This is a genomic window from Ohtaekwangia sp., assembly GCF_036568665.1.
Lineage (GTDB): Bacteria > Bacteroidota > Bacteroidia > Cytophagales > Cyclobacteriaceae > Ohtaekwangia.
Genome location: NZ_DATCSD010000375.1, coordinates 1 through 3161 on the forward strand (window position 1 = coordinate 1; position 3161 = coordinate 3161).

Sequence of the window (3161 nt, forward strand, 5' to 3'; positions counted from 1 at the left end):
GTGTTGCAAGGTGCAAAAGAAATTATCCACACGTGGCATCCTATACTTTTCATTGAATTGGCAGAAGTAAATCTGCGTCAGCAAAATTATACGGCTAAAAAACTGATTGAACAGGTAGAGAGCCTTGGCTACAACGTACTGGATGCACGCACCATGCAACCAATTGATCGCGATGTTAAAGAACATCACACAGACATCTTATGCTTTTCTAATTATAAAGCGCGTTGAAAAAAAAGAGAGTATCAGTCTGGATCCAGGGAGGTATTGGTGGCGGATTATTTTCGCAAGGGTTTCCAGCTATTCAACAACAAATAAAACGCCTTGCAGCTCGCTATGATGTTGATATATACTCGCAATTACCAGCCAACTCTGATTTTATACCAGAAGGATTTCGATTCTATACGCTGAATCGTAAAGTAAAATCGGGAGCGCTACGCTGGATATACCTGCTCCTGATCTTTCTATATCAACACATTAGAAGACCCTATAAAGTTTTATTTGGTTTTTGGGGATACCCAGCCGGTGCTATTACCGTTGCACTCGGCAAAATTTTTCGCAGGCCATCTATAGTATCGCTACATGGAGGTGATTCTGTTTGTATTCCATCTATACCTTACGGAGTATTTTGCGACCCCGGGCGGACAAAGATATGTCGGTGGGCTTATGCTCATAGCACTGTATTGCTAACAGTTAGTCAGTATCAGGCATCTGTGCTGAAGCAATACGGTATAACTAAAACGCCACGCGTTATTCCTTACGGCACCGACCCGGCTATATTTCCTTTTAAAGAAAAGAGATTCGATGCGCCCGTTGTACGGTTTATACACATTGGCAACCACACGCCTATAAAGGATCAACGAACATTATTGCAGGCATTTTCCATCGTAACGAAAAATATACCCGCTAAACTTACCATTGTGGGTCCTGATTTTTTTGGAGGGCAACTGAAAATGTGGAGTATAGAACTAGGCATTGAAAATCATGTTGATTTTGTTGAGCCATTACCTAATGGTCGCCTGTTTGAATATTACCATCAAGCCGATATCATGCTACACACATCACTCTATGAAGCACAGGGACTTGTATTTACCGAGGCTGCTGGCTGTGGTACATTACTGGCCGGAACGCGCGTGGGTCAATTAGCCGATATGGGAGATACGCGTGGAATAATTGTTGAACCTGGCGAAGCAGCATTACTCGCTCAAAAGATTATTGATGCACTGGTCTCTCCGGAGTATATATATACGATGCGCATGGCGGCCTTTCAATGGGCACAACAATTCAATGCTGACTATACGGAGCAGGAACTTACTAACATTATCGATAAGCTTTCCTCTTAACAGAGTATGAAACGGGTTGCTGTTATCGGACGCGGAGCACATACATTGCCTACACACAGGCTTATGCTCAACAAGCTTGCGGAGCATTATACCATTGTTCTTTATTCCGAAGTAGCTATGAAGCCGGAGTGGTTGGCATTAAAACATCTATATACTATACGCGCCGTTCAATCAAATAAATACCACCGTTTTGTTCGCGACTTTATTGTGTTATGGATGATCATACGCGATCATTGTCGGCAGCCCTTTCATTTACTTCACGCGCATTCTACATATCCTTCCGGCATGATTGCCACTATATTTAAAAAGCTTTTTCGAGTTCCTGTATTAGTAGGTCTTGATGGAGCTGAAGGAATTGCTTTACCCTCCATCAATTTTGGCGACCTGGTTAGTAAACGCAGAGCCTCACTTAACCAATGGATCATCAATGAAGCGGATGCTGTTACCGCTCTTACTTTTTTTCAGCGCGACCTGGTATATAAAAATCTCAGCATTCAAAAAGAAATACAGGTAATACCACGCGGTATAGCATCACCATCACAGCAAGAGAATAAAAAAGAAGAATCAAAAACTCCAATAACTATTCTGAGCATCGGATATCTAAGTCCTGTAAAAGACCCGATCACGCTCATCAAAGCCTTTCACCAGATTCAAAAAGAAATAGACTGTCGGCTTATTCACGTAGGCCAAGATTATATGCAGGGCGAGGTGCAACAACTGGTAAAAAGCCTGGGGATAGAGGATAAAGTTTCATTTACAGGTCACGTGCCCTATGAGCAGGTAAATATTTTTTACAAACAGGCTGACCTTTTCATGCTAACCTCCGTCTATGAGAGTCAGGCGATGGTGGTTGTAGAAGCCATGGCCATGGGTATACCGGTATGCGGAACGCATGTTGGCATCATGGCCGATCTGTCGGGCAAGTGTTGCATAACTGTGCCACCAGGTGAATCATCGCTGCTGGCGCATGCAGTAATAGCGCTGCTAAAAGACAAAGAAAAAATGGAGACGCTCAGAAGAAACGGATATACCTGGACGAAGGAGAACACACTGGATTCGTGTGTTGATGCATTACGAAAACTATATAGTAAACTCATACAGGAATGATGAAGATAACTACGGTCATTCCTACCCGAAACCGGCCTGCGCATATAGCAAAAGTTCTGCAGATGTTGCAGAAACAAACGCGGCTATCAGACGAAATCATCATTGTAGATACGAGTGATGACAAGGGCTATATACAAGATATCAATTCACAATTCAACACATTGCCATTAAAATGGCTACACCCTGAAATAGCATCCGTATGCGTGCAGCGAAATATAGGTATACGGGCGGCTTCAGGCGATTGGATTTTTTTATGCGATGATGATATAGAAGCAAAGTCAGACTATCTGGAGAAGCTGGAGCAGTACGCTATAGCTCATCCTGCCTGTGGTGCTATGGCTGGCAGATTATTGCAACTGGAGAATGGTATATGGACAGATGAATATCCTGTTAAAGGATTTGCAGATTTACTCTGGCGATTTACTTTTCAACTTTCTATTTGGGGCGATCTTGATAAAGTTCAAATGCGCTTTCCCGGATCGATCTTTCTAAATCCTGTTAAAAAATTTTATCGATCACGTCAAAACGGATTGACGCTGGGAGGATGGCCTTTGATAACCTCCTGGAATAGCGAAGTATTTCAAACCACTATATATTCCCTGGGCGCCAACGTAATCAGGCGCGACTGGCTGTTGCATTCGCCTTACGATGAAGTGCTGGACCCAAGCGGAATTGGAGATAACTACGGAGTGGCTATCGGATTTGCACAGGCAA

4 protein-coding genes are annotated in these 3161 nt (G+C 43.2%); all 4 read left to right on the forward strand.

Annotation, left to right across the window (positions count from 1 at the left end; translation table 11 throughout):
• Positions 1-228: hypothetical protein (locus VIN08_RS21930; RefSeq protein WP_331969827.1), on the forward strand; the 228-nt coding region annotated here is incomplete at its 5' end.
• Positions 225-1340, forward strand: coding sequence for a glycosyltransferase family 4 protein (locus VIN08_RS21935; protein ID WP_331969830.1), 1116 nt, complete (start codon positions 225-227; stop codon positions 1338-1340). The genes VIN08_RS21930 and VIN08_RS21935, both read left to right, overlap by 4 nt.
• A gap of 6 nt (positions 1341-1346) precedes the next feature.
• Positions 1347-2447, forward strand: a complete 1101-nt coding sequence (locus tag VIN08_RS21940; RefSeq protein WP_331969833.1) for a glycosyltransferase family 4 protein — start codon at positions 1347-1349, stop codon at positions 2445-2447.
• On the forward strand, positions 2444-3161 hold a 718-nt coding region (locus VIN08_RS21945), incomplete at its 3' end, for a glycosyltransferase family A protein (RefSeq protein WP_331969835.1). The genes VIN08_RS21940 and VIN08_RS21945, both read left to right, overlap by 4 nt.

Bases quoted from the DNA above. Each gene is read 5' to 3' on its own strand.
- VIN08_RS21940 (WP_331969833.1), top strand. From the start codon at position 1,347: ATGAAACGGGTTGCTGTTATCGGACGCGGAGCACATACATTGCCTACA.